The following is a 21,194-nucleotide window of genomic DNA, read 5'->3' as shown; positions in this document are numbered from 1 at the left end:
CCCACCCAGACCCGCCGACACGAAGCCCGCCGCAGGCGAACCCGCCGCAGGCCGACTACGCCGCGGCGTTCGCCAGCCCGGCCCCCTCCAACGCACTCCCCAGGATCTCCCGCACGTCCGAGACCAGGTGCACCGTGACCGCGGCGAGCACCTCGGCCGGCACGTCGTCCAGGTCGGGCTCGTTGCGCTGGGGCAGGTAGACCTCGGTGAGGCCGGCGCGCTGGGCGGCGAGCAGCTTCTGCTTCACCCCGCCGATCGGGAGCACCCGTCCGGTGAGCGACACCTCGCCGGTCATGCCGACCTCCGCACGCACGGGCCGACCGGTCAGCAGGGAGACCAGCGCGGTCGTCATCGTGACTCCGGCCGACGGGCCGTCCTTGGGGACCGCGCCGGCGGGCACGTGCACGTGGATGGGTCGATCCAGTGACTCCGGGGCGACCCCCAGCTCGGACGCGTGCGACCGCACGTACGACAGCGCGATCTGCGCGGACTCCTTCATCACGTCACCGAGCTGTCCGGTGAGCGTCAGCCCTGACTGGTCGCCGGGCAGCTGCGAGGCCTCGATGTAGAGCACGTCGCCGCCCATCCCGGTCACGGCCAGGCCCGAGGCCACGCCGGGCACGGACGTCCGCTCGTGGGACTCGGGCGTGAACCGCGGCCGTCCGATCAGGTCCTTGAGGTCGGCCACGTCGATGGTGAGCGGCAGGTCCTTGAGCGAGGCCTTGCGGAACGCCTTGGCGAGCAGCCGCTCGAGCGAGCGTACGCCGGCCTCGCGGGTGTAGTTCGACGCCAGCTCGCGCAACGCGTCGTCGGTGACGGTCAGCTCCTCGGGCGTCACCGCCGCACGCTCGAGCTGACGCGGCACCAGGAAGTCGCGGGCGATCGCGACCTTGTCGTCCTCGGTGTAGCCGTCGATCGACACCAGCTCCATCCGGTCCAGGAGGGCCGGCGGGATCGTCTCCAGCACGTTGGCCGTCGCGATGAACAGCACGTCGGAGAGGTCGAGGTCGAGCTCGAGGTAGTGGTCGCGGAAGGTGTGGTTCTGCGCCGGGTCGAGCACCTCGAGCAAGGCTGCCGCCGGGTCACCACGGAAGTCCGAGCCGACCTTGTCGACCTCGTCGAGCAGCACGACCGGGTTCATCGAGCCGGCCTCCTTGATCGCCCGCACGATCCGGCCGGGCAGCGCGCCGACGTACGTGCGCCGGTGGCCGCGGATCTCGGCCTCGTCGCGGACACCGCCGAGCGCGACGCGGACGAACTTCCGGCCGAGCGTGCGCGCGACGGACTCGCCCAGCGAGGTCTTGCCGACACCCGGAGGGCCGGCCAGCAGGATCACCGCACCCGAACCGCGACCGCCGATCACCTCGAGGTTGCGCTCGGCGCGGCGGGCGCGCACCGCGAGGTACTCCACGATCCGGTCCTTGACCTCGTCGAGGCCGTGGTGGTCGGCGTCGAGCACGGCGCGGGCCGCCTCGAGGTCGGTGGAGTCCGTGGTGGTCGTGCCCCACGGCAGCTCCAGCACGGTGTCGAGCCAGGTCCGGATCCAGCCCGCCTCGGGGTTCTGGTCGCTGGACCGCTCGAGCTTGTCGACCTCGCGCAGTGCGGCCTCGCGCACGTGCTCCGGGAGGTCGGCGGCTTCGACGCGCGCGCGGTAGTCGTCCGAGCCGTCCGGCTCGCCCTCGCCGAGCTCCTTGCGGATCGCCGCGAGCTGCTGGCGGAGCAGGAACTCCCGCTGGCTCTTCTCCATCGACTCGCGGACGTCCTCGCTGATCTTCTCGTTGACCTCCGACTCGGCGAGGTGGTCGCGGGTCCACTCGATCAGCAGCGTCAGGCGTGCCTCGACGTCCGGGGTCTCGAGCAGCTCGCGCTTGCGATCCACCGAGAGGTAGGGCGCCCACCCGGCCGTGTCCGCCAGCGCGGACGGGTCGTCGATCGCGTTGACCGTGTCGACGATCTGCCAGGCCTCGCGCTTCTGCAGGACGGTGGTGACCAGCGCCTTGTACTCCGCGGCCAGCTCGATCGCGCGGTCGCTCGGCGCGCCCTCCTCGACCGGCTCGGCCTCGACCCACAGGGCCGCGCCCGGCCCGGTGACCCCCGAGCCGATCCGGGCCCGGCCAGCGGTCCGGAGCACCGCGGCCGGTGCGCCACCGCGGAACCGGCCGACCTTCTCGACGGTCGCGACCACGCCGTACGACGCGTAGCGGTCGTCGAGGCGCGGCGCGACCAGCAGCTCGCCGTCGCCGTCCCCGGACGCCCCGGCGCGGGCGGCGTCCACGGCCGCCTGCGCGGCCTCGTCGAGCTCGATCGGCACGACCATCCCGGGGAGGAGGACCACGTCGGGGAGGAACAGCACGGGGAGTTGCTTCACAGTCATCACGGACCCCTGACCAAGAGTTGAGTAGTGAGGACTCAACCTCGGTGCGGCCCCCGGTTGTTCCGGACGGCCGGCGGTGTTCGCTGCTGGCGAACCGGCGCTCAGCGGCCCGAGTGCAGCACCGGCTTGGCCTCGAGGCCGGCCAGACCATTCCAGGCGAGGTTGACCAGGTGGGCTGCTACGACCTCCTTGGCCGGCTTCCGGGTGTCCAGCCACCACTGGCCGGTCAGGCCGACCATGCCGACGAGCATCTGGGCGTACATCGGCGCGGCCTTGGCGTCGAAGCCTCGGCGCTTGAACTCGTCGACCAGGATGCCCTCCACGCGGCTGGCGATGTCACTCATGATCGAGACGTAGGACCCCGTCGCCGAGCCGAGCGGGCTGTCGCGCACCAGGATCCGGAACCCGTCGGACGATTGCTCGACGTAGTCCAGCAGCGCCGACGCGGCGCGTTCGAGCAGCACGCGGGGCGAGCCCTCGGTCAGGGCCTCGCGCATCATGTCGAGCAGGTGGCGCACCTCGCGGTCCACCACGACGGCGTACAGACCCTCCTTGCCGCCGAAGTGCTCGTAGACGACCGGCTTCGACACCTCCGCACGAGCGGCGATCTCCTCGACGGAGGCGCCGTCGAAGCCGCGCTCGGCGAACACGGTGCGGGCGATCTCGATCAGCTGCTCCCGGCGTTCGGCGGCCGTCATCCGGCTGCGTGCGGGTTTCTTCGCGGAAGCGGCCATCCGGGCATTGTGTCAGCGGTTCGGGCGGCCGCGGGGTCGAACCAGCCCGCGGTGCGGGATTGCCTCGCCGACGGCGCGGTCGATCCCGGCCCCGGCTCGGGCCTGCGTCAGGCCTGGTTGACGACCAGCTTCGACTGGATCCGGTCGCGCACCGGCCAGCGCACGTCGTGCACCCAGCCGACCTTCTCCAACGCCCAGATCACCCGGGCCGAGGTGTCGACCTGGCCGCGCATCACGCCGTGACGGGCGCAGGTCGGGTCGGCGTGGTGCAGGTTGTGCCACGACTCGCCCATCGAGGGGATCGCGAGCCACCAGACGTTGGCCGACTTGTCGCGGGACACGAACGGCCGGTCGCCGATCGTGTGGCAGATCGAGTTGATCGACCAGGTGACGTGGTGGAGCAGCGAGACCCGGACCAGCGAGCCCCAGAAGAACGCGGTCAGGGCGCCCTGCCAGGACCAGGTGATCAGCCCGCCGAGAACCGCCGGGAGCAGCAGCGAGACGAGCACGAAGCCGAAGAACCCGCGGGAGATCCGCACGATGTCGGGGTCGCTCATCAGGTCGGGGGCGTACTTGCGCTGAGGGGTCTGCTCCTCGTCGAAGAGCCACATCATGTGGGCGTGCCAGAAGCCCTTCCACAGCGCCCGGAGGCTGGTGCCGTACTTCCACGGGCTGTGCGGGTCGCCGTCGCGGTCGGAGAACTTGTGGTGCTTGCGGTGGTCGGCGACCCAGCGCACGACCGGGCCCTGGATCGCCATCGAGCCGAGGATGGCGAGGGTGTTCTTCACGAACCGGTTCGGCTTGAACGACTTGTGGGTGAAGAGCCGGTGGTAGCCGATCGTGATGCCGTGCCCGGTGAGCCAGTACATCGCCGCCATGATCGCGAGGTCGGTCCAGCTCAGCCAGCCGCCCCAGGCGATCGGTACGGCGGCCAGCACTGCCAGGAACGGCACGACGATGAACGCCCCCAGGGCGATCTGCTCCTTGCGCGACTGGATGTCGCCGCCGAGGGTCGCATCCGCGACGACGAGATCGGCGGCCAGGGGCGGGGCGGACGTCGTCATGGAGTTCCTCACGTTGCACGGGCCGTACCTACGAAACCGTAACCTACGACTTCGTAGCCTTCAAAGTGGTCCAGTACCCCCGGCGGCGGTCGGCACGCGCAGCGCCGCGAGAATGGCGCCATGAGCGAGTTCGCGCTGTTCCGCGCCGAGGGTGACGTGCTGGTCCCGCAGGACATCGCCCGGAGCCTGTGGCGCGAGGACCAGATGCACGGGGTCGCGACCAGCGGCGCGCTGGCCCGCGAGCTCGAGCGGGCGGTCGCGGCTCTCGGCCGCCACGACCTCAGGCCGGCGCGGTACACCGTGGACCTGTTCCGGGCGCCGAGCATGTCGGCGTGCACGCTGCGGTCGGAGGTGGTCCGCGAGGGTTCGCGGATCTGCCTCGTCGACGCCGTGCTCGAGCAGGACGGTCGGCCGGTCGCCAGGGCCGGTGCGATCTTCCTGGCTCCGAGCGAGAACCCGGACGGCGCGGTGTGGTCCTCGGACGACGTACCGCAGCCGCCGCCGCTCGAGATCGCTCCCGTCTCGGAGGACCTGCGGGTGCCGATCTTCAGCAGCGAGGTGGGCTGGTCGCAGAACTTCGCGGAGCACCAGAACGGCTCCCGGAAGCAGACCTGGCAGACGGCGCTGCCGATCGTGGTCGGGGAGAAGGCGACTCCGTTCCAGGCGGTCGCCGGCGTCGCGGACGCGACCAGCATGGTGATGAACTGGGGCTCCGCCGGCGTGGAGTACATCAACACCGACATCAACCTGGCCCTCTCGCGACTGCCGGTCAGCACCGAGATCGGCCTCGCCGCCCGGGAGCGGTTCGCCGACGACGGCATCGCCGTCGGGACGGCCGTGGTGTTCGACCGGCAGGGCCCGATCGGCACCAGCACGGTCACGTCCCTGGCGAACGCCCGCCGCACCGTGGACTTCACCGAGCACGACTTCGGCGCGGAGGAGACCTCGGGCGCCTGAGCGGTTTCGGCAGGCTCAACCACCGATGGTTGAGCCTGTGGAAACCACCGGGCCCGGGCGCTGCCGGCAGACGCCGATAGCCTCTTCACCAGACATTCCCGGTTGGTCGGCCGGCCAGAAGCGGCGCCGCCCCGCAGGCGGGCGCTGCCGGCAGACGCCGATAGCCTTGGCGCATTCTTTCCCCGGTTGGTCTGCCGGCAGGGCCCGCCTGACTTTGAATCAGGACTAGCGACGTAGGTTCGACTCCTACCCGGGGAGCCAGGTCCGCCCCTCCCTCGGCGTATCGAGAGCCCTCGGCTCGCCCGGGACAGGCCGGGGACATAGGTTCGACCCGTGAGCGGGCGGAGCCCCGCTGGCCGATCAGAGCGGAGGAAGAACGTGTCCGACGACGTGACGGTCATCGTCCTGGCAGCGGGTGGCGGCACCCGGATGAAGTCGAAGACGATGAAGGTCCTGCACCCGATCGCGGGGCGGAGCATGATCGGGCACGTCCTGCACGCGGCGCGTCAGCTCGAGCCGACCCGGATCGTCGCGGTCGTGGGTCACCAGCGCGAGCAGGTCGGCGCGCACATCGAGGACATCGTGCCCGATGCCGTCATGGCCGTGCAGGACACGCAGGAGGGCACGGCACACGCCGTCCGCACGGCCTGGGAGGCGATCCCCGCCGAGGCGCGGGTCGGCACCGTCGTCGTCGCGTACGGCGACACGCCGCTCCTCGAGGGCGAGACCCTGGCCCGCTTCGTGCGGTTCCACCGCGAGTCGCCCGTCGCGATGAGCATCCTGACCGGCGTCGTCGCCGACCCCACCGGCTACGGCCGGATCCTGCGTGACGAGCAGGACGCCGTGGCGGCGATCGTCGAGGAGAAGGACGCGACCCCGGAGCAGGCGGCGATCGACGAGATCAACAGCGGCATCCTGGCCTTCGACGCCGACTTCCTCGACGACGTGCTGCCCCGAATCGGCAACGACAACGCCAAGGGGGAGTACTACCTCACCGACGCCGTCGCCCTGGCGCGCGAGGCGGGCCGCACCGTCGCGGCGTTCGCGATCGACGACGTGATGCAGACCGAGGGCGCGAACGACCGGGTCCAGCTGGCGGCCCTCGGCGCGGAGATGAACCGGCGGATCCTGGAGCACTGGATGCGTGAGGGCGTCACGATCGTCGACCCGGCGACCACCTGGGTCGACGCGGACGTGAGGCTGGCGGCGGACGTCACGCTGCTCCCCGGTGTGCAGCTCCAGGGGGCCACCGTGGTCGACGAGGACGCCGTGGTCGGGCCGGACTGCACGCTCAAGGACGTCGAGGTGGGCGCGGGGGCGCGCGTCGTGCGCACGCACGCGGAGCTCGCCGTGATCGGCGCCGGTGCCACGGTGGGTCCGTTCGCCTACCTCAGACCCAGGACCGTGCTCGGCGCCGACGGCAAGATCGGCGCGTTCGTCGAGACCAAGAACTCCGAGATCGGGCCGGGGGCCAAGGTGCCGCACCTGTCCTACGTCGGCGACGCGACGATCGGCGAGGGCGCGAACATCGGGGCCGGCACGATCTTCGCCAACTACGACGGGCTCGAGAAGCACCGCACCACGATCGGCGCGCATGCGAAGACCGCGAGCAACAACACGTTCGTGGCTCCGGTCACCGTCGGTGACGGTGCCGCGACCGGCGCCGGCAGCGTGATCCGGCGCGACGTGCCGCCCGGAGCGCTCGCCGTGTCCAGCGGGCCGCAGCGGCACTACGAGGCGTGGGCGCTGCGCAAGCGGGCGGGGACGAAGCAGGCCGAGGCCGCCGAGAAGGCGCTGGGCGAGCCGGGCGAGCGTCCAGATGGCGGCACGCCGGACCCCGATGTTGGGGACGCGCCGGTCGGTGGGTGACAATCAACGCAGGCCCCAGCGAGGAGAAGCGCGCGTGACCGGAATGAAGCGGACCACCGAGAAGAACCTGATGGTCTTCACCGGACGGGCCCATCCCCAGCTCGCCAGCGAGGTGGCGGCCGAGCTCGGGACGACGCTGGTGCCCACCTCGGCGTACGAGTTCGCGAACTCCGAGATCTACGTGCGCTACGAGGAGTCGGTGCGCGGCTGCGACGCGTTCGTGATCCAGAGCCACACGGCTCCGGTCAACGAGTGGATCATGGAGCACCTGATCATGGTCGACGCCCTCAAGCGCGCGTCGGCCAAGCGGATCACCGTGGTGCTGCCGTTCTACGGCTACGCCCGCCAGGACAAGAAGCACCGTGGCCGCGAGCCGATCTCGGCCCGGCTCATGGCCGACCTGTTCAAGACCGCCGGCGCCGACCGGCTGATCGCGGTGGACCTCCACGCCGACCAGATCCAGGGCTTCTTCGACGGACCCGTGGACCACCTGATGGCGCTGCCGATCCTGGCCGACTACGTCCGGGAGAAGTACGGCGAACAGCAACTGGCCGTCGTGTCCCCGGACGCCGGCCGGATCAAGGTCGCCGAGCGCTGGTCGGCCCGCCTGGGCGGCGTACCGCTGGCGTTCATCCACAAGACCCGCGACATCGACCGGCCCAACGAAACGGTCGCCAATCGGGTCGTCGGCCAGGTCACCGGCCGGATGTGCGTGCTCGTCGACGACATGATCGACACCGGTGGCACGATCGTGAAGGCGGCCGAGGCCTTGATGAAGGACGGTGCCGCGGGCGTGATCATCGCCGCGACGCACGCGATCCTCTCCGACCCGGCGGTCGACCGGCTCAAGAACTCGCCCGCGGCGGAGATCGTGGTCACCAACACGCTCCCGCTCGCACCGGAGCACGAGTTCGACAAGCTCACCTGCCTCTCGATCGCTCCGCTGATCTCGCGGGCGATCAAGGAGGTCTTCGAGGACGGTTCGGTCACCTCCATGTTCGACGGCCACGCCTGATCAGCGCCGCCATACGCGGCGCCTGGCTGCGTTGTCGTCGGTCGACGGCCCGCTCCGCTTGAAGGCCGCCTTCCCTCCTCCGCCTTGCCAGGCACCACGTCTGGCGACGCTGATGTCGCGAGGCGGGTCGTGAGTTCGCCGCTGCACCGGTCCAACCCGAGGACCAGCGGTACGTCGCCGACGTCGGCGCCGACGACCCGGAACGACTCCAGCCCGACCCGCCGGAAGAGGTCATCGCGTCGGGCGTCGTCGCGCTGACGACGCCGCGACCGGTGCTCGGCGCCGTCGAACTCGCCGACGACGCCCAGCTCCTCGCAGAGCAGGTCAGGGCTGCCGATGAATGTCCCGCTCGCGTCGGCGACCGGCCAGTTGCAGCGAGGGGTCGGCAGGCCGGCGTCGAGGCACCAGATCAGCCGAAGCCGGGTCTCCTCGGGTGAGCGGCTGCGTGGATCGACCAGGTCGAGGGCCCGGGTCACCATGCGCACCCCCGGCCATCCCGCCTTGGCCGACAGGTGGCTCCTCAGCGCGGCGAGCTGGACCACCGCGGGTGCCAGGGCCATGTCGAGCGTCACCACCGCGGTCCGCAGGTCGGGTGACCACCGCGTGGCGTCGAAGGCTGCCCGCTCGGGGCGTGGTGCACGAGATGCCGTGGCGCTCGGTCACCTCGCTCGCCGGGAGGCGTTCCCGGTGCGCCTCGATGCCCGGCGCACGACGAAGGGGCACCCCAGGCGTCACCACGAGCGGGACCGGGAGGGTCGCGCGTCCGTCGGGGCCACACCCGTCGAAGTACCCGCCGCCGTGCAGGCGGAGCGCGGCCCAGCCGCTGACCGCGCCCCGACCGCGGAGACGACCGGCCTCCTCGAGGATGCGCTGCTCCACCCGGCCCCGGTCGACCGCGGACGGCACGTAGAGACCGGTCGACGTACGTCGCCACGACGGGCCACGCGCCTGGCCCTTGGTCGGACCGGCTCGGCCGTCGGGGTCGACCGGCACGGGCCGCGTGAGCTCGCCCGGGGGGTCGGCACGCAGGTTCCACGAGTCCACGGCCTCAGGTTCCGACGCACCAGGACGCCGCTTGAGCCGGGATGCTCCGCGTGTGGAGCGCCGGGCTCCACCGGAGGGCGGTGGAACCCGGGCGGCGGCGACCCTGGCGTCGCAACCGGCGTCAGCGAGCCTCACGACCTGAGCCGATTTCCCTTGCCTGCAAGGGCAAGGCTAGGATGACGAGGTTGCCTCGGCGAGGGAGCCCCGGAGACGGGGATGCTCCGTGATCGACGCGGTCGGATGTGTGCTCGTTCATGCACCGCGCGTCGGCGTGCGGTGCATGTCGCGTCTCCGGCCGCTTCCGCACCCCGGGCAGCCACCCGACAACCCGCTCGAGCACGACTCCGAGGAGCACGCAGACCCATGTCCGAAGACCTGATCAAGGCAGAGCCCCGCACCGAGTTCGGCAAGGGGGCCGCGCGCCGCATCCGTCGCGACGCGAAGGTGCCCGCCGTGATCTACGGCCACGGCAACGACCCGATCCACGTGACCCTGCCCGGCCACGACACCATGCTCGCGATCAAGCACGGCGGCGCGAACGCGGTGCTGAACATCGAGATCGAGGGCAAGGTCCAGCTCGCCCTGACCAAGCAGGTGCAGGCCGACCCGATCAAGGGCTTCCTCGAGCACATCGACTTCGTCGCCGTCCGCAAGGGCGAGAAGGTCACCGTGGACGTCCCGATCCACGTGACCGGCGAGGCGGCGTCCGACGCGCTCGTCGTGACCGAGCAGAACGTGATCTCCCTCGAGGCCGAGGCGACTCACATCCCCGAGCACATCGAGGTCTCCGTCGAGGGCGCCGAGGTGGGCACGCAGATCCTGGCGTCCGACCTGACACTCCCGTCCGGCTCGACCCTGCTCACCGACCCGGAGTCGCTGATCGTCAACGTCAGCCACGCTCCGACGGCCGAGGAGGTCGAGTCCGAGCTCGCCGAGGCCGAGGCCGAGGCCGGCATCGAGCACGAGGCCCCGCAGGCCGAGATCGAGGCGGAGGCCGCAGCCGAGGCGGAGGCCGCCGCCGAGGAGCCCGCCGAGTCCGAGTGACCTCGGCCCCGGCGACCGCGTGAGCGAGAACGACACCTGGCTGGTCGTCGGGCTGGGCAACCCCGGTCCGGCGTACGCCGGCCACCGCCACAACGTGGGCTACCTCGTCGTCGACGAGCTCGCCCGCCGCATGGGCGGCAGCCTGCGCGCGCACAAGTCGGGTCGCGCCGAGGTTCTCGAGGGCCGGCTGGCGCCGCCGGGCGCCCCGGCACCGAAGGTCGTGCTCGGTCGCGCCCGTGGCTACATGAACGAGTCCGGGGGAGCGGTCTCCACGCTGGCGAAGTTCTACGGCGTGGAGCCCGACCACCTGGTCGCGATCCACGACGAGCTCGACATCCCGTTCGACACGCTGCGGGTCAAGCTCGGCGGCGGCGACAACGGGCACAACGGCCTGCGGTCGCTCCGGTCCTCGCTCGGCACCGGTGACTTCTACCGCATCCGGGTCGGCATCGGCCGGCCTCCGGGCCGGCAGGACCCGGCCGACTTCGTCCTCTCGAACTACTCCTCGGCCGAGCGCAAGGTGCTGCCGTTCCAGGTCGACCGGGCCGCCGACGCGGTCGAGTGCCTGGTCGACCGCGGTCTCGCCGAGACCCAGCAGCGCTTCAACAGCTGAGTTGGATGGGCGCGGCTCCGCCTCGCTCGGTCTGATGGGCTCGGCTCCGCCTCGCCGGTCCGTCGCGCTCTCAGGTCGCGGCTTCCCTCCTCGCTCGCTGCGCATCGCTCGTCAGTCCAGCCGCGACCGCGCGACGGACGGGCTTCCGTGACGGCCGGTTCGACGCAATAGGGTCTTGGTTCGTGACTGCATCCGACGCCGGCTTCGACCCCGGTACGCCGCCCGCCGAGGCGCTCGCCGACGACCACCTGTTCGCCGCCTGGGCGGCCACCGTCGCGGGCGACCTCCTGCTCCAGGTCCGCGGCAGCGGGCTCGAGGGCAAGGCGCTCAAGGACGCCGGCGACCTGGCCTCGCACGAGCTGCTCATGAAGATCTTCGCCGAGCACCAGCCCGACGACGCCGTGCTGAGCGAGGAGGAGCACCGGGGCACCTCGGGCGCCCACGACCGGCACACGGCCCGCCGGGTCTGGATCATCGACCCGGTCGACGGGACGCGCGAGTACTCCGAGCCGCCGCGCGACGACTGGGCGGTGCACGTGGCGCTCTGGCAGGACGGTGAGCTCGTCGCCGGCGCGGTCGCCCAGCCCGGTCTGGGGGTGACCTTCCACACCGGTCAGCCGCCCGTCGTACCGGCCCGCACGGCGCCGCGTCCCCGCATCGCGGTCTCCCGCACCCGCCCGCCGGCCTTCGTCGAGGCGCTCTCCGAGGAGATCGGCGCCGACCTCGTGCCGATGGGCTCCGCGGGCGCCAAGGTGATCTCGGTGGCGCGGGACGTCACCGACGCCTACGTGCACGCCGGTGGGCAGTACGAGTGGGACTCCGCCGCGCCGGTGGCGGTCGCGCGGGCGGCCGGCCTGTTCACCAGCCGGATCGACGGGTCGCCGCTGGTCTACAACCAGGCCGAGGTGCTCCTGCCCGACCTCGTGGTCTGCCGGCCCGAGCTGGCCGAGCCGATCCTGGACTTCGTGCGGCGCCACGGGGTCGACTGACCGGCCGCTGCAACCTGCCTGCAAGGGCTTCGCGCGACCGTCGTGCCTGTCACGATGTTCCCAGCGAAGCGAGGTCACGAGATGGACCAGCAGACGACCGCGGTGGACCGGTTCCTGGACGCCCTCCGGGACGCCACCATCCCCGGGTGCGACGCCTGGGCGAGCGATGCCGTGCTCGATGCGACCGTGCCGCACTGGCGCTTCCACGCCCGCGGGGCCGACGCGATCCGGGCGACGTACCGGCAGTGGTTCGCCGACCCCGGTCGGTTCGAGGAGCTGCAGCGGCAACCGGTGCCGGGCGGCGAGGTCGTGCGCTACGTGCTCGCCTGGACCGAGGACGGCGTGCCGCACACCGCGCACCACGCACATTTCCTCGGCGTCGACGGCGACCGGATCGTCACCGACGTGGTGCTCTGCGGAGGTCGCTGGCCGGCCGCGCTGATGGCGGAGATGGAGGCCGCGGATGCGGTCTGACCAGGGCGCCGTCCTCGGCTCGGTGGAGGAGCTGTTGCGGTCGGTGGAGGACCGGCAGCCGCTCGACAGCGTCGGCAAGTCGGGGGCACGGCTGGAACGCGTCCTTGTCGACGGCGCGGCGTACGTCGTGAAGCACCTCGACCGCGAGACGGACTGGACCATGCGCGCCTCGGGGTTCGACGGGTTCGCGCCCGTCGAGCTGTGGCGCCGGGGGGTCCTGGACGCGCTCCCGGACTGCATCCGGCAGCCGATCGTCGCGGTCGCGGAGGACCGCACCGCTGCGCTGCTCATGGACGACGTGTCCGCGTGGCTGGTGCCGGCCACCGACGAGGTCGTGCCGGCCGACCAGCACGCGACCTTCCTCGACCACATGGCACAGGTGCACGCGGCCTTCTGGGACACCGGCCTCGACATCGACGTCGTCACGCCTGCCGGGCGCTACCTCGAGCTCTCCCCGGCGATGGCCGAGGCCGAGCTCGCCCGCGGGTCGGACGACCTGGTGCCCCAGCTGGTCCGGCGTGGCTGGCCGCTGTTCGAGGAGGTGGCGCCCGCGGCGGCCGCAGTCGTCGTACCCCTCGTGCACGAGCCTGCGCCGCTGGTCGACGCGCTCGCCACGACGCCACAGACCTTCGTCCACGGCAACTGGAAGCTCGACAACCTCGGCACGGACGACCGGGGACGGACGGTCCTGATCGACTGGGAGATCCCGGGGAGGGCGGCGCCGCTCAGCGACCTCGCGTGGTACCTGGCGATCAACTGCCGCCGGCTCCCGGTCACGAAGGAGACCGCGATCGACCAGTACCGCGCCGCCCTCGAGCGGCACGGGATCGCCACCGACCCGTGGTGGGACCGGCAGCTGGCGCTGTGCCTCCTCGGCGCGCTCGTGCAGTTCGGGTGGGAGAAGGCGCTGGGCGGCTACGACGACGAGCTCGCGTGGTGGGAGGCGCACGCGGTCGCCGGAAGGGCCATGCTGTCCCCATGACGATGCCGGGCGTTCGCGAGGCGTACGACGATGCCGCCGAGTCGTGGCGACGGGGGCCCGAGGCGGTCTACGCCCGGCTCGCCGACGCCATGGTCGGGGTCGCTCCGGTCGAGCTGCAGGATGCGCTCGTGCTGGACGTCGGAGCAGGCACGGCCGTGGCCGCCCGCGCGGCGCTCGACCGCGGGGCGTCGAGGGCGGTGGCGAGCGACGTCGCCGACGGCATGCTTCGCGGTCGCCCGGCCGGCATCCCGGCCGTGCTCGCCGACGCCGCGAGCCTGCCCTTCGCCGACCGGACCTTCGACCTGGTCACCGCGGCCTTCTGCCTGGGTCACATGGCCGACCCGGTCGCCGTGCTGCGCGAGGTGCGTCGCGTCGCGCCTGCCGTCGTCGCGTCGGCCTTCACGCCCGGACCCGGTCACCCCGTGAAGGCGGCGGTCGACGAGGTCTTCGCCCGCCACGGCTTCACCGCACCGCCGTGGTACCAGCGGCAGAAGGCAGAGCTCGAGCCGCGGGTGGACGACCCCGACGGCCTGCGCTCCCTCGGCCACGCCGCCGGGTTCTGGCAGGTCGAGGTCCGTCAGCTGGAGGTCGACGCCGGCCTCGAGTCGCCGGCCGCGGTCGTCGCGTGGCGGACCGGCATGGCCCACCTGGCACCGTTCGTCTCCGGCCTCGACCCCGCGCTGCTCGCTCGCGCGCGCGCGGAGGCCGAGGAGGCGGTGGCCCCGCTGCTTCCGGTGACGATCTCGATGCTCGTGCTGTGCGGCTCCTGACGGGGCTCGCTGTCCTCAGCGGACCCTGAGTCGCCAGTCCTCGAGCCGTCGGGACGCGTCGGCGCGAAGGCTGTCGCCACGGGCCCCGCCGGCGTCGGCCAGGCGCGAGGCGAGCAGCTCCGCGCGGTCGATCCAGCGCTGCTGACGGAGCGCTGCGCCGGTCTCGCCCGCCCACCACCAGGCCTCGAGCGCGACGGCACCCTCGACCGCGCCGAGGTCGCGCCACGCCGCGTCGAGGTCCACCGGCTCACCTGCCGCGGCGGTCGCCTGGTGGACCAGCAGCCGTGCCGTCGCGGCGTACCGGGGGACGCCCACCTGGTCGGCGCCCGCGGCCAGGCCCGAGGCCAGCCCGACGGCGTCATCCAGCGCGCCGCGCTGCAGCGCGACGCGCGCTCGCAGGAGGGTGTGCTTCATCTCCAGCCGCCAGCCGAAGACGAGGTCGCCCATCAGACCCTCCCCGGCGGTGGCCAGCAGCGCCGCGGCGGCGTCGGGGTCCGCGGCGGTCAGCCGGTCCTCGGCAAGGTCCTCGAGCGCAGCGATCCGCACCTCGGGGGTGCCGTCGCCGTCGGCACAGGCCAGCGCCTCCTGGTGCGCGTCGACCGCGGCGTCCCGCGCGCCGACGTTGCGCAGCACCCAGCCGCCGAAGTTCACGCCCCGACCGCCGAACCGCGGGACCTGTCGACGCTCGACCTCCTCGGTGTAGTGCGCGAAGGTCGCGAGTGCCTGCGCCGGCCGTCCCGCGAGCGCGTGTGCGTGCCCGGTGAAGAGGAGGGCGTGCAGCGTCGCCGAGGTCTGGTCCGCGCCGATGCCGGGTCGGGTCGCCGGTCGGAGCAGGTCGATCGCCTCCTCCGGACGGCTGCGGTGCGCCTGCAGCACCCCGAGCCAGGCCGCGGCCGTGACCCGGTCGGGTCCGTCGGCGACCTCCAGGGCGCGGCTCAGCAGCCGCTCCGCCTCGGCGAGCTCGCCCCGGGCGTGCAGGGTGCGACCCCCGACGATCAGGCACCGGGCACGCAGCGCCGGGTCGGACGCCGCGAGCTCCCCCTCGCGGGCGTGCGCGACCGCGTCGTCGAAGCGTCGGTCGAAGTACGCCGCCCAGGACCGCACCTCGTTGCCCTCCGCGCCGGCGTCCGACGCTGCGTCGACGTCGGCCTCGGCCTCGGCGTACCTCCCCCGTCGGATCCGCACGCGCGCACGGGCCATCCGCGTGCGGTAGTCCTCCACGAGGCGCAGCGACTCGTCGAGCAGGCGCTCGGCGGTTGCGTGGTCGAACCGCTCGGCCGCGCGCAGCGCCGCGGTCCGGAGGGCCTGCGCCGCCAGGGGCAGGTCGCCGCCGAGGCGCGCGTGCTCGGCCACGGCGACCGGGTCGGCGTCCGGTCTGCGGTGAAGAGCAGCAGCGGCCTCACGGTGCAGGAGAGCCACCCGCGCGGACCGGCTGCCGGCGGCCAGCGCCTCGCGCACGAGCTCGTGGCGGAACGCGTAGCGGCCGGACTGCTCGACGAGCAGGTCGCGTGCCTCGGCACGCTCCACGTCGGCGAGCACGTCCAGGGGTGGGCGGCCCACGACCGAGGAGAGCAGGTCGACGTCGAGCTCCGCACCAAGAACGGCCGCGGTCCGGAGCAGGTCTGCGGCCGGGCCGAGCTGGTCGCACAGCTCGTCCACCGCGGCGATCAGCGAGGCCGGCAGCCGCTCGGTCGGCGCCCGCACGAGCTCGGTGAGGAACAGAGGATGACCGCCGGACCGCTCGTACAGCGCGTCCGCGCGCTCCGACCCGACGAGCTCAGCGGTCTCGGAGCGGTCGAGGGGACCGACGTTGACGAGGTCGGCGAACCGGATCGGCGCGGTCTCGGCCGGGCGCACGGCGGTGACGACGAGCAGCCGCAGGGTGCGCCGTGCCGCGAACGCGATCCAGTCGGCGAGGGCGGGACCAGCGAGGTGCGCGTCGTCGATCACCACGACCACGGCTCGGTCGCCCGCGATCCGGCCGAGCAGCCCGGTGATCGCGGCGAAGAGCCCGGCAACGCCCAGTGCCGGGTCGAGCGGCATCGTGCCGACCGGCACACGTGCGGGGTCGCGCTCGAGCCCGAGCAGGGGAGCGAGCACCGCGGCGTCCTCGCCGAGCAGCGCGTCGGGGTCGTCGCTGCGCCGCAGGTGCTCGGCGACCGCGACGAGCAGCGCATCGAGGGGTGCGGACCGCTCGAGCGGCCCGCACGTCCCGAACAGCACGGTGTCCCCGAGGGCGGCGCGTGCTCGCGACCAGGTCGCGAGCAGGGTGGACTTCCCGATGCCGGCCTCGCCGACGACGACCGCGACGCGGGTCGGCCCCTCGGCGGCCCGGTCGGCGAGCGCGTCGAGGTGGGCGAGCTGGCTCCCGCGCCCCACGAGGCGCGCCTCGGGCCGGCTCCTGGCTGTCGCCGGCGGCGCGAGCTCCCCGCGCAGGATCGTCTCGTGGAGCGCCGCGGTCGCGGGCGCCGGGTCGCTGCCCAGGTCCTCGGCGAGCACTTTGCGCAGGTCGGCGTACGCCGCCAGGGCGATCGCGGGCCGTCCGCCCAGCGCGTTCGCCCGCATGACGAGTCGCACGGCGTCCTCGTCGTACGGGTCCGCGCGCGCGTCGGCCGCGGCGAGGTCCAGGGCGTCGAGCCAGTCGTCGGTGTCGAGCATCGCCGAGGCGGCGACCCGTCGGGCCCGCCTGACCAGCTGCTCGGCGGCCGCGTGGTCGGCCCGCACCCACTCCGCGTCGGTGGTCGGTGGCGGGATCGGCCCGCGCACCAGCGCCAGGGCGATCCGGGCCGCCGCGACTGCGCCGGTCGGCTTGCCCTCGCGGTGGCGTCGCTCGGCCTCCGCGACGACGACGCCCAGCTCGTCGAGGTCGAGCCAGTCGTAGGCGAGGCGGTAGCCGTCGTCTCCTCGCACGATCGAGTCGGCCCCGAGGGCCCGCCTGAGCCGGCTGGCGAGCACCGCCACCTGGTCGGCCGGACGTGCCGGCGGGACGTCTCCCCAGAGCGCGTCCGCGAGGGCGGTCGTGCTGACCGCGCGTCCGCCCGCCAGGGCCAGCCAGCGGAGCAGCTGGCGGGCCTTGCGGTCGGCGAGGCTGCCGACGTCGAGGCCGTCGATCGAGAACTCCCCGAGCACACGCACCGACAGCGCAGCCACCGGTGCATCGTACGGATCCGGCCTCTCCTGCAGGAAGCGTTCGTGGATCCTGCAACCGGACTGCAAGGCGCCGGGACCAGCATCGGGGACGTGGCCGACCCGGCCACCGAGCCATCACGAACAGGAGCGAGCCATGAGCGCGAGTGCCGAGCAGAAGAGCTTCACCCGACCCGACGAGACCCGGTCCTTCGAGCACGGGAAGGTCGACCTGCTGTCCATCGGGGACAGCGAGATCGGCCGTCTGACCCTCCAGCCCGGCTGGCGCTGGTCGGACCACGTCAAGCCGATCGCCGGGACCGACCTGTGCGAGGCCCCGCACTTCCAGTACCACCTGCAGGGCACGCTGCGGATCCGGATGGCCGACGGCTCGGAGTTCGACGCCGTCGCCGGTGACGTCACCGCCCTGCCGCAGGGCCACGACGCCTGGGTCGTCGGGGACGAGCCGGTGGTCGTCGTGGACTGGTGGGGCGCGTCGAACTACGCCCGCGCCTGAGGGGGTCCGGCCGCCGGGCTACCCGGTCAGCAACCGGAGCAGCACGCCGAGCACGCGCAGCAGGGTGAACACCACCGGCAGCGCGAAGGCGACCAGCAGGACCGCGGCCACGACGCGGTGCGCTCGGACCTCCGGGCGCAGGGCGTTGCTGAACGCCAGGAGGGCGCCCTCCTGGGTGTTCCGGTCGAGCCCGAGCGGCTCCGCCCGCCGCGACGCGTAGGGGTGGGGCACCCCCAGCGAGTCGAGGTGCTGCAGGAACGCCGCGTCGTCCTCGGCGTACTCGTCGTGCTCCACGGGATCAAGGGTGGCACGGCCCACCAGGGCTGCGCAGCGTCACGACGACGCGCCGCCGCCTCGCTAGGGTCGAGGCATGTCCGAGGCGATCGAGCTCGAGATCGACGACAAGGTCGTGCGCCTCTCGAACCCGGACCGGGTCTACTTCCCGGCGCGCGGTGAGACCAAGCTCGACCTCGCGGAGTACTACCTCTCCGTCGGCGACGGCATCGTCAACGCGCTGCGCGAGCGGCCGTGCATGCTGCACCGGTTCCCGACCGGGGTCACCGGCGAGAAGGTGCACCAGAAGCGGCTGCCGAGGGGCGCGCCGCCGTGGATGGAGACCGTCCAGGTCTTCTTCCCGCGCTGGAAGCGCACCGCCGACGAGCTCTGCGTCACCGAGATCGCGCAGGTGATCTGGGCGGTGCAGATGAGCACGGTGGAGTTCCACCCGTGGAACAGCCGGCGCGCCGACGTCGAGAAGCCCGACGAGTGGCGGATCGACCTCGACCCCGGCCCCGAGTGCCCGTGGTCGACCGTGCAGGAGGTCGCGCACGTCGCCCATGAGGTGCTCGACGAGCTCGGCGCGGTCGGCTACCCGAAGACCAGCGGCGGCAAGGGCATGCACATCTACGTCCGGATCCGCCCCGACGGCGACCACAAGGTCGTACGCCGCGCCGCGCTCGCCTTCGCGCGCGAGGTCGAGCGTCGTTGCGAGTCGGTGACCACGACGTGGTGGCGCAAGGACCGCGACCCGGCCGACCTGTTCGTCGACTACAACCAGAACGCCCGCGACCACACCATCGCCGCGGCGTACTCCGTGCGCGGCAACCCGCAGGCGACGGTCAGCGCGCCGGTCCGCTGGGACGAGGTCGACGACTGCGAGCCCGACGACTTCACCATCGCGACCATGCCGGCGCGCTACGCCGAGATCGGCGACCTCCACCACGACATCGACGACCACGTCTTCGACATCGCGCCGCTGCTGGAGTGGGCAGAACGCGACGAGGCGGAGGGGAAGGAAGTGCCGCCCGAGCCGGAGGAGTGATCAGCCCGGCTGCCCGAGCACCGACAGCACCGACGAGTAGTCGTCGGTCCACTGCACTCGCCTGGTGAGGTCCAGGGGTTCCCACCGGGGGCGGGCCGCCAGCTGGCTCGCGACGCTGCGGTCCGCGCTGAGCACCACCCAGCGACTCGACGTCGCTCCGGGCGTGGATCCCTGGCTGAGCCCGATCGTCGCGGTCCAGCCCAGGTCCTCGGCTGCGGCGGCCAGCACGGGAACGAGGTCGAAGAACCGGCTGGAGATGTGCACCGCGAGGATGCCGCCGTCGGCGAGCCGGTCGGCGTACATGGCGAACGCCTCGCGGGTCAGCAGGTGTACCGGGATCGAGTCGCTGCTGAACGCGTCGAGGACCAGCAGGTCCAGGCTCCCGGAGGGCAGCTTCGCCACCTCGAGGCGCCCGTCGCCGACGACCACGTCCACTGCCGCCTTCGAGTCGGTCAGGAACGTGAACAGGCGCGGGTCACGGGCTGTGTGCACGATGTCCGGGTCGATCTCGAAGAAGGTCATCCTCTGACCGGGCCGTCCGTACGCCGCGATGGTGCCGGCTCCCAACCCGATCGTGCCGACCCGGTCCAGGCGGTCGCCGAAGAGCTCGAACACGTCGCCGACCGAGCCCGGCGACGCGTAGTAGGTGGTGGGTGTGTCGCGCCGCCGCTCGTCGCGGAACTGGGCACCGTGCACGGTGTTGCCGTGGACGAGCTTGTGCTGGTCGGCCGTCTGCTCGACGCGGTAGGCACCGTAGAACGAGCGGGTGCGATCGATCGTGTCGGTGGTCCCCCACCAGGTTGCGACGAACGGCGCCACCAGGCAGAGCGCGAGCAGGATCGGAGCCCGGGTGAGGCCCCAGCCCACGGCGGCCGCCAGCACGGCGAGCGCGACGTACGCGGAGGTGCCCCGCCACTCCTCACCGCGGTTCACCACCGCGGCGGCGGCCAGCACCAGGAGCAGCCCCCCGAGGAGGATCAGGAGGGAGCGCACCGTGCCGCGGTTGGCGCCGATCCCGACGAAGAGCAACGACACCAGCACCAGCGTGAGCGGGAACTCCAGCACCCGGTCGAAGACCAGCGGCGCCACGAAGCCGTTCAGGAACCCTCCGAGGGCGCCGCCGGCAGCGATGACGAGGTAGAACGTGGTCAGGTGCTCGGGGGGAGGTCGGTCGGCCGCGAGACGGGCATGGGCGGCGTACCCGACGGTGGCGAGCAGGACCAGGTCGATCCCCGCCATCAACCAGATCGGCATCCCACCGATCGGGGCTGCGGCCGCACCGACGACGGCGACGGTCGCGGCGACGTACGTCGCGCGGCGTGGCACCTGCCGGGTCGTGCGCGAGAAGGCGGTGACGAACGTCGCCAGGTACACCGCGAGCGGGACGACCCAGAGGAGGGGGATCGCGCCCACGTCGGTGGACAGGTGCGAGGTGATCGCCAGGCTCAGCGAGGCGGGCAGGAACGCCAGGAGCGTCCACCGCAGGAGGGTTCGCGCAGGGACGCGGCCCTTCGGCCCGGCCGCCTCGTCGCGCCGTTCCGGGGTCCGGCTCGCCCCCCGGGTCGCGACGACGGCGCAGCCGACCGTGAGCGCTGCGAAGGCAACGAATCCCCACGACCACGCCAGCCGCTGCGTGTGCAGCGAGACGTGGGGCTCGATGAGGAAGGGGTAGGCGAGGAGACCGCCGAAGCTGCCCAGGTTGCTGGCGGCGAAGAGGAAGTACGGGTCGTGTGACCGGACGTCCGCGGTCTCGGCGAACCAGGCCTGGAGCACCGGGCCCGCGGTCCCGACGACGAGGAACGGCAGCCCGACCATCAAGGTCAGGGTCCGCAGCAGCCAGAGGACCGGCGAACCGTCGCCGGGGGCGGCACCGGCGGGGAGGACCACCGGGAGCACGGTCAGGGGCACCGCCACCAGGGCGGCGTGGACGAGTGGCTGGACCCGTGGACGCAGCCGGGTCCGGCTGACGTGCACGTAGAAGTACGACGTGAGCAGGAGCACCTGGAAGAACAGCGAGCTGGTGCTCCACACCGTGGCCGACCCGCCGTACGACGGCAGCAGCAGTCGCGCGACCATCGGCTGGACGACGAAGAGCAGCGCCGCCCCGAAGAAGGCGGTGAGGGTGAACAGGGCGCGCGTGGCCAGGAGGGCGCGCCGCGGTGCGCTCCCTGCGCGCTGTGCCGCGGGAGCCGCCGCGGTCATCAGGCCGTCCACAGGCGCGAGGGTACGGGCCAATCCGGGACAGTTCCGGCGTTTTGGCACAGAGGGGCTCCCGAAAGGCCGTGCACGGGAGCTCCCGGA

17 protein-coding genes and 1 tRNA gene are annotated in these 21,194 nt (G+C 72.6%); 12 read left to right on the top strand and 6 right to left on the bottom strand.

Annotation, left to right across the window (positions count from 1 at the left end; genetic code table 11):
- Positions 1–55: 55 nt before the first annotated feature.
- From lon to EFL26_RS20935, 3 genes are all read right to left on the bottom strand, one after another.
- On the bottom strand, positions 56–2,374 hold the full coding sequence (lon, locus tag EFL26_RS20945) for an endopeptidase La (RefSeq protein ID WP_123224870.1): 2,319 nt from the start codon (positions 2,372–2,374) through the stop codon (positions 56–58).
- Between the two features lie 101 nt (positions 2,375–2,475).
- The gene (locus tag EFL26_RS20940) at positions 2,476–3,072 is read right to left on the bottom strand and encodes a TetR/AcrR family transcriptional regulator (protein ID WP_221177107.1); all 597 of its coding nucleotides are present in this window, start codon (positions 3,070–3,072) and stop codon (positions 2,476–2,478) included.
- A gap of 143 nt (positions 3,073–3,215) precedes the next feature.
- On the bottom strand, positions 3,216–4,172 hold the full coding sequence (locus tag EFL26_RS20935; protein WP_123224868.1) for an acyl-CoA desaturase: 957 nt from the start codon (positions 4,170–4,172) through the stop codon (positions 3,216–3,218).
- Between the two features lie 120 nt (positions 4,173–4,292).
- Here EFL26_RS20935 and EFL26_RS20930 point away from each other — a divergent pair, with 120 nt between their 5' ends.
- The 10 genes from EFL26_RS20930 (at position 4,293) to EFL26_RS20885 (ending at position 13,929) form a co-directional block, all read left to right on the top strand.
- Complete coding sequence (locus tag EFL26_RS20930) at positions 4,293–5,129, top strand: thioesterase family protein (RefSeq protein WP_123224867.1); 837 nt, start codon at positions 4,293–4,295, stop codon at positions 5,127–5,129.
- Between the two features lie 179 nt (positions 5,130–5,308).
- Positions 5,309–5,390, top strand: a tRNA-Gln gene (locus tag EFL26_RS20925).
- 117 nt (positions 5,391–5,507) lie between these two features.
- Positions 5,508–6,998: a bifunctional UDP-N-acetylglucosamine diphosphorylase/glucosamine-1-phosphate N-acetyltransferase GlmU gene (gene glmU / locus EFL26_RS20920; protein WP_123224866.1), complete on the top strand. Its 1,491-nt coding sequence runs from the start codon at positions 5,508–5,510 to the stop codon at positions 6,996–6,998.
- A gap of 34 nt (positions 6,999–7,032) precedes the next feature.
- Positions 7,033–8,013: a ribose-phosphate diphosphokinase gene (locus tag EFL26_RS20915; protein ID WP_425464121.1), complete on the top strand. Its 981-nt coding sequence runs from the start codon at positions 7,033–7,035 to the stop codon at positions 8,011–8,013.
- Positions 8,014–9,420: 1,407 nt separating this feature from the next.
- Positions 9,421–10,101, top strand: coding sequence for a 50S ribosomal protein L25/general stress protein Ctc (locus tag EFL26_RS20910; protein ID WP_123224864.1), 681 nt, complete (start codon positions 9,421–9,423; stop codon positions 10,099–10,101).
- A 19-nt stretch (positions 10,102–10,120) separates the two neighbouring features.
- Positions 10,121–10,714, top strand: a complete 594-nt coding sequence (pth, locus tag EFL26_RS20905; protein ID WP_123224863.1) for an aminoacyl-tRNA hydrolase — start codon at positions 10,121–10,123, stop codon at positions 10,712–10,714.
- Between the two features lie 182 nt (positions 10,715–10,896).
- Complete coding sequence (locus tag EFL26_RS20900; protein ID WP_123224862.1) at positions 10,897–11,703, top strand: 3'(2'),5'-bisphosphate nucleotidase CysQ; 807 nt, start codon at positions 10,897–10,899, stop codon at positions 11,701–11,703.
- An 81-nt stretch (positions 11,704–11,784) separates the two neighbouring features.
- Entirely contained in the window at positions 11,785–12,177 is a 393-nt protein-coding gene (locus EFL26_RS20895; RefSeq protein ID WP_123224861.1) for a nuclear transport factor 2-like protein, read from the top strand.
- The gene (locus EFL26_RS20890; protein ID WP_123224860.1) at positions 12,167–13,159 is read left to right on the top strand and encodes a phosphotransferase; all 993 of its coding nucleotides are present in this window, start codon (positions 12,167–12,169) and stop codon (positions 13,157–13,159) included. The genes EFL26_RS20895 and EFL26_RS20890 overlap by 11 nt, the downstream gene beginning before the upstream one ends.
- On the top strand, positions 13,156–13,929 hold the full coding sequence (locus EFL26_RS20885; RefSeq protein ID WP_123224859.1) for a class I SAM-dependent methyltransferase: 774 nt from the start codon (positions 13,156–13,158) through the stop codon (positions 13,927–13,929). The genes EFL26_RS20890 and EFL26_RS20885 overlap by 4 nt, the downstream gene beginning before the upstream one ends.
- Before the next feature lie 15 nt (positions 13,930–13,944).
- Here the strand turns inward: EFL26_RS20885 and EFL26_RS20880 are convergent, their stop codons facing one another.
- Positions 13,945–17,079: an ATP-binding protein gene (locus tag EFL26_RS20880; protein WP_183408304.1), complete on the bottom strand. Its 3,135-nt coding sequence runs from the start codon at positions 17,077–17,079 to the stop codon at positions 13,945–13,947.
- A 133-nt stretch (positions 17,080–17,212) separates the two neighbouring features.
- Between EFL26_RS20880 and EFL26_RS20875 the strand changes: the two genes are divergently transcribed.
- Positions 17,213–17,572 (top strand): cupin domain-containing protein, encoded by a 360-nt coding sequence (locus EFL26_RS20875; RefSeq protein WP_123224857.1) that lies wholly within the window; start codon positions 17,213–17,215, stop codon positions 17,570–17,572.
- A gap of 18 nt (positions 17,573–17,590) precedes the next feature.
- Here EFL26_RS20875 and EFL26_RS20870 read toward each other — a convergent pair whose 3' ends face one another.
- Positions 17,591–17,866: a hypothetical protein gene (locus tag EFL26_RS20870; protein ID WP_123224856.1), complete on the bottom strand. Its 276-nt coding sequence runs from the start codon at positions 17,864–17,866 to the stop codon at positions 17,591–17,593.
- 76 nt (positions 17,867–17,942) lie between these two features.
- On the opposite strand from EFL26_RS20870, the gene ligD reads away from it, so the two are divergent.
- Entirely contained in the window at positions 17,943–18,893 is a 951-nt protein-coding gene (gene ligD, locus EFL26_RS20865; protein ID WP_123224855.1) for a non-homologous end-joining DNA ligase, read from the top strand.
- On the opposite strand, the gene EFL26_RS20860 is transcribed toward ligD, so the two are convergent.
- Entirely contained in the window at positions 18,894–21,107 is a 2,214-nt protein-coding gene (locus EFL26_RS20860; RefSeq protein ID WP_123224854.1) for a fused MFS/spermidine synthase, read from the bottom strand. It lies immediately after the preceding gene.
- Positions 21,108–21,194 lie beyond the last annotated feature (87 nt).

It is taken from the genome of Nocardioides pocheonensis (genome assembly GCF_003725535.1).
Classification (GTDB): Bacteria; Actinomycetota; Actinomycetes; order Propionibacteriales; family Nocardioidaceae; genus Marmoricola; species Marmoricola pocheonensis.
The sequence above is the reverse complement of the archived record's forward strand: the minus strand, read 5'-3'. Positions and strand labels throughout refer to the sequence as shown.

What these genes read in the sequence shown, in the direction of transcription:
- lon (WP_123224870.1), bottom strand. Translation starts at nt 2,374, where the DNA reads ATGACTGTGAAGCAACTCCCCGTGCTGTTCCTCCCCGACGTGGTCCTC.
- EFL26_RS20940 (WP_221177107.1), bottom strand. Translation starts at nt 3,072, where the DNA reads ATGACGGCCGCCGAACGCCGGGAGCAGCTGATCGAGATCGCCCGCACC.
- EFL26_RS20935 (WP_123224868.1), bottom strand. Translation starts at nt 4,172, where the DNA reads ATGACGACGTCCGCCCCGCCCCTGGCCGCCGATCTCGTCGTCGCGGAT.
- EFL26_RS20930 (WP_123224867.1), top strand. Translation starts at nt 4,293, where the DNA reads ATGAGCGAGTTCGCGCTGTTCCGCGCCGAGGGTGACGTGCTGGTCCCG.
- EFL26_RS20910 (WP_123224864.1), top strand. Translation starts at nt 9,421, where the DNA reads ATGTCCGAAGACCTGATCAAGGCAGAGCCCCGCACCGAGTTCGGCAAG.
- EFL26_RS20895 (WP_123224861.1), top strand. Translation starts at nt 11,785, where the DNA reads ATGGACCAGCAGACGACCGCGGTGGACCGGTTCCTGGACGCCCTCCGG.
- EFL26_RS20890 (WP_123224860.1), top strand. Translation starts at nt 12,167, where the DNA reads ATGCGGTCTGACCAGGGCGCCGTCCTCGGCTCGGTGGAGGAGCTGTTG.
- EFL26_RS20885 (WP_123224859.1), top strand. Translation starts at nt 13,156, where the DNA reads ATGACGATGCCGGGCGTTCGCGAGGCGTACGACGATGCCGCCGAGTCG.
- EFL26_RS20875 (WP_123224857.1), top strand. Translation starts at nt 17,213, where the DNA reads ATGAGCGCGAGTGCCGAGCAGAAGAGCTTCACCCGACCCGACGAGACC.
- ligD (WP_123224855.1), top strand. Translation starts at nt 17,943, where the DNA reads ATGTCCGAGGCGATCGAGCTCGAGATCGACGACAAGGTCGTGCGCCTC.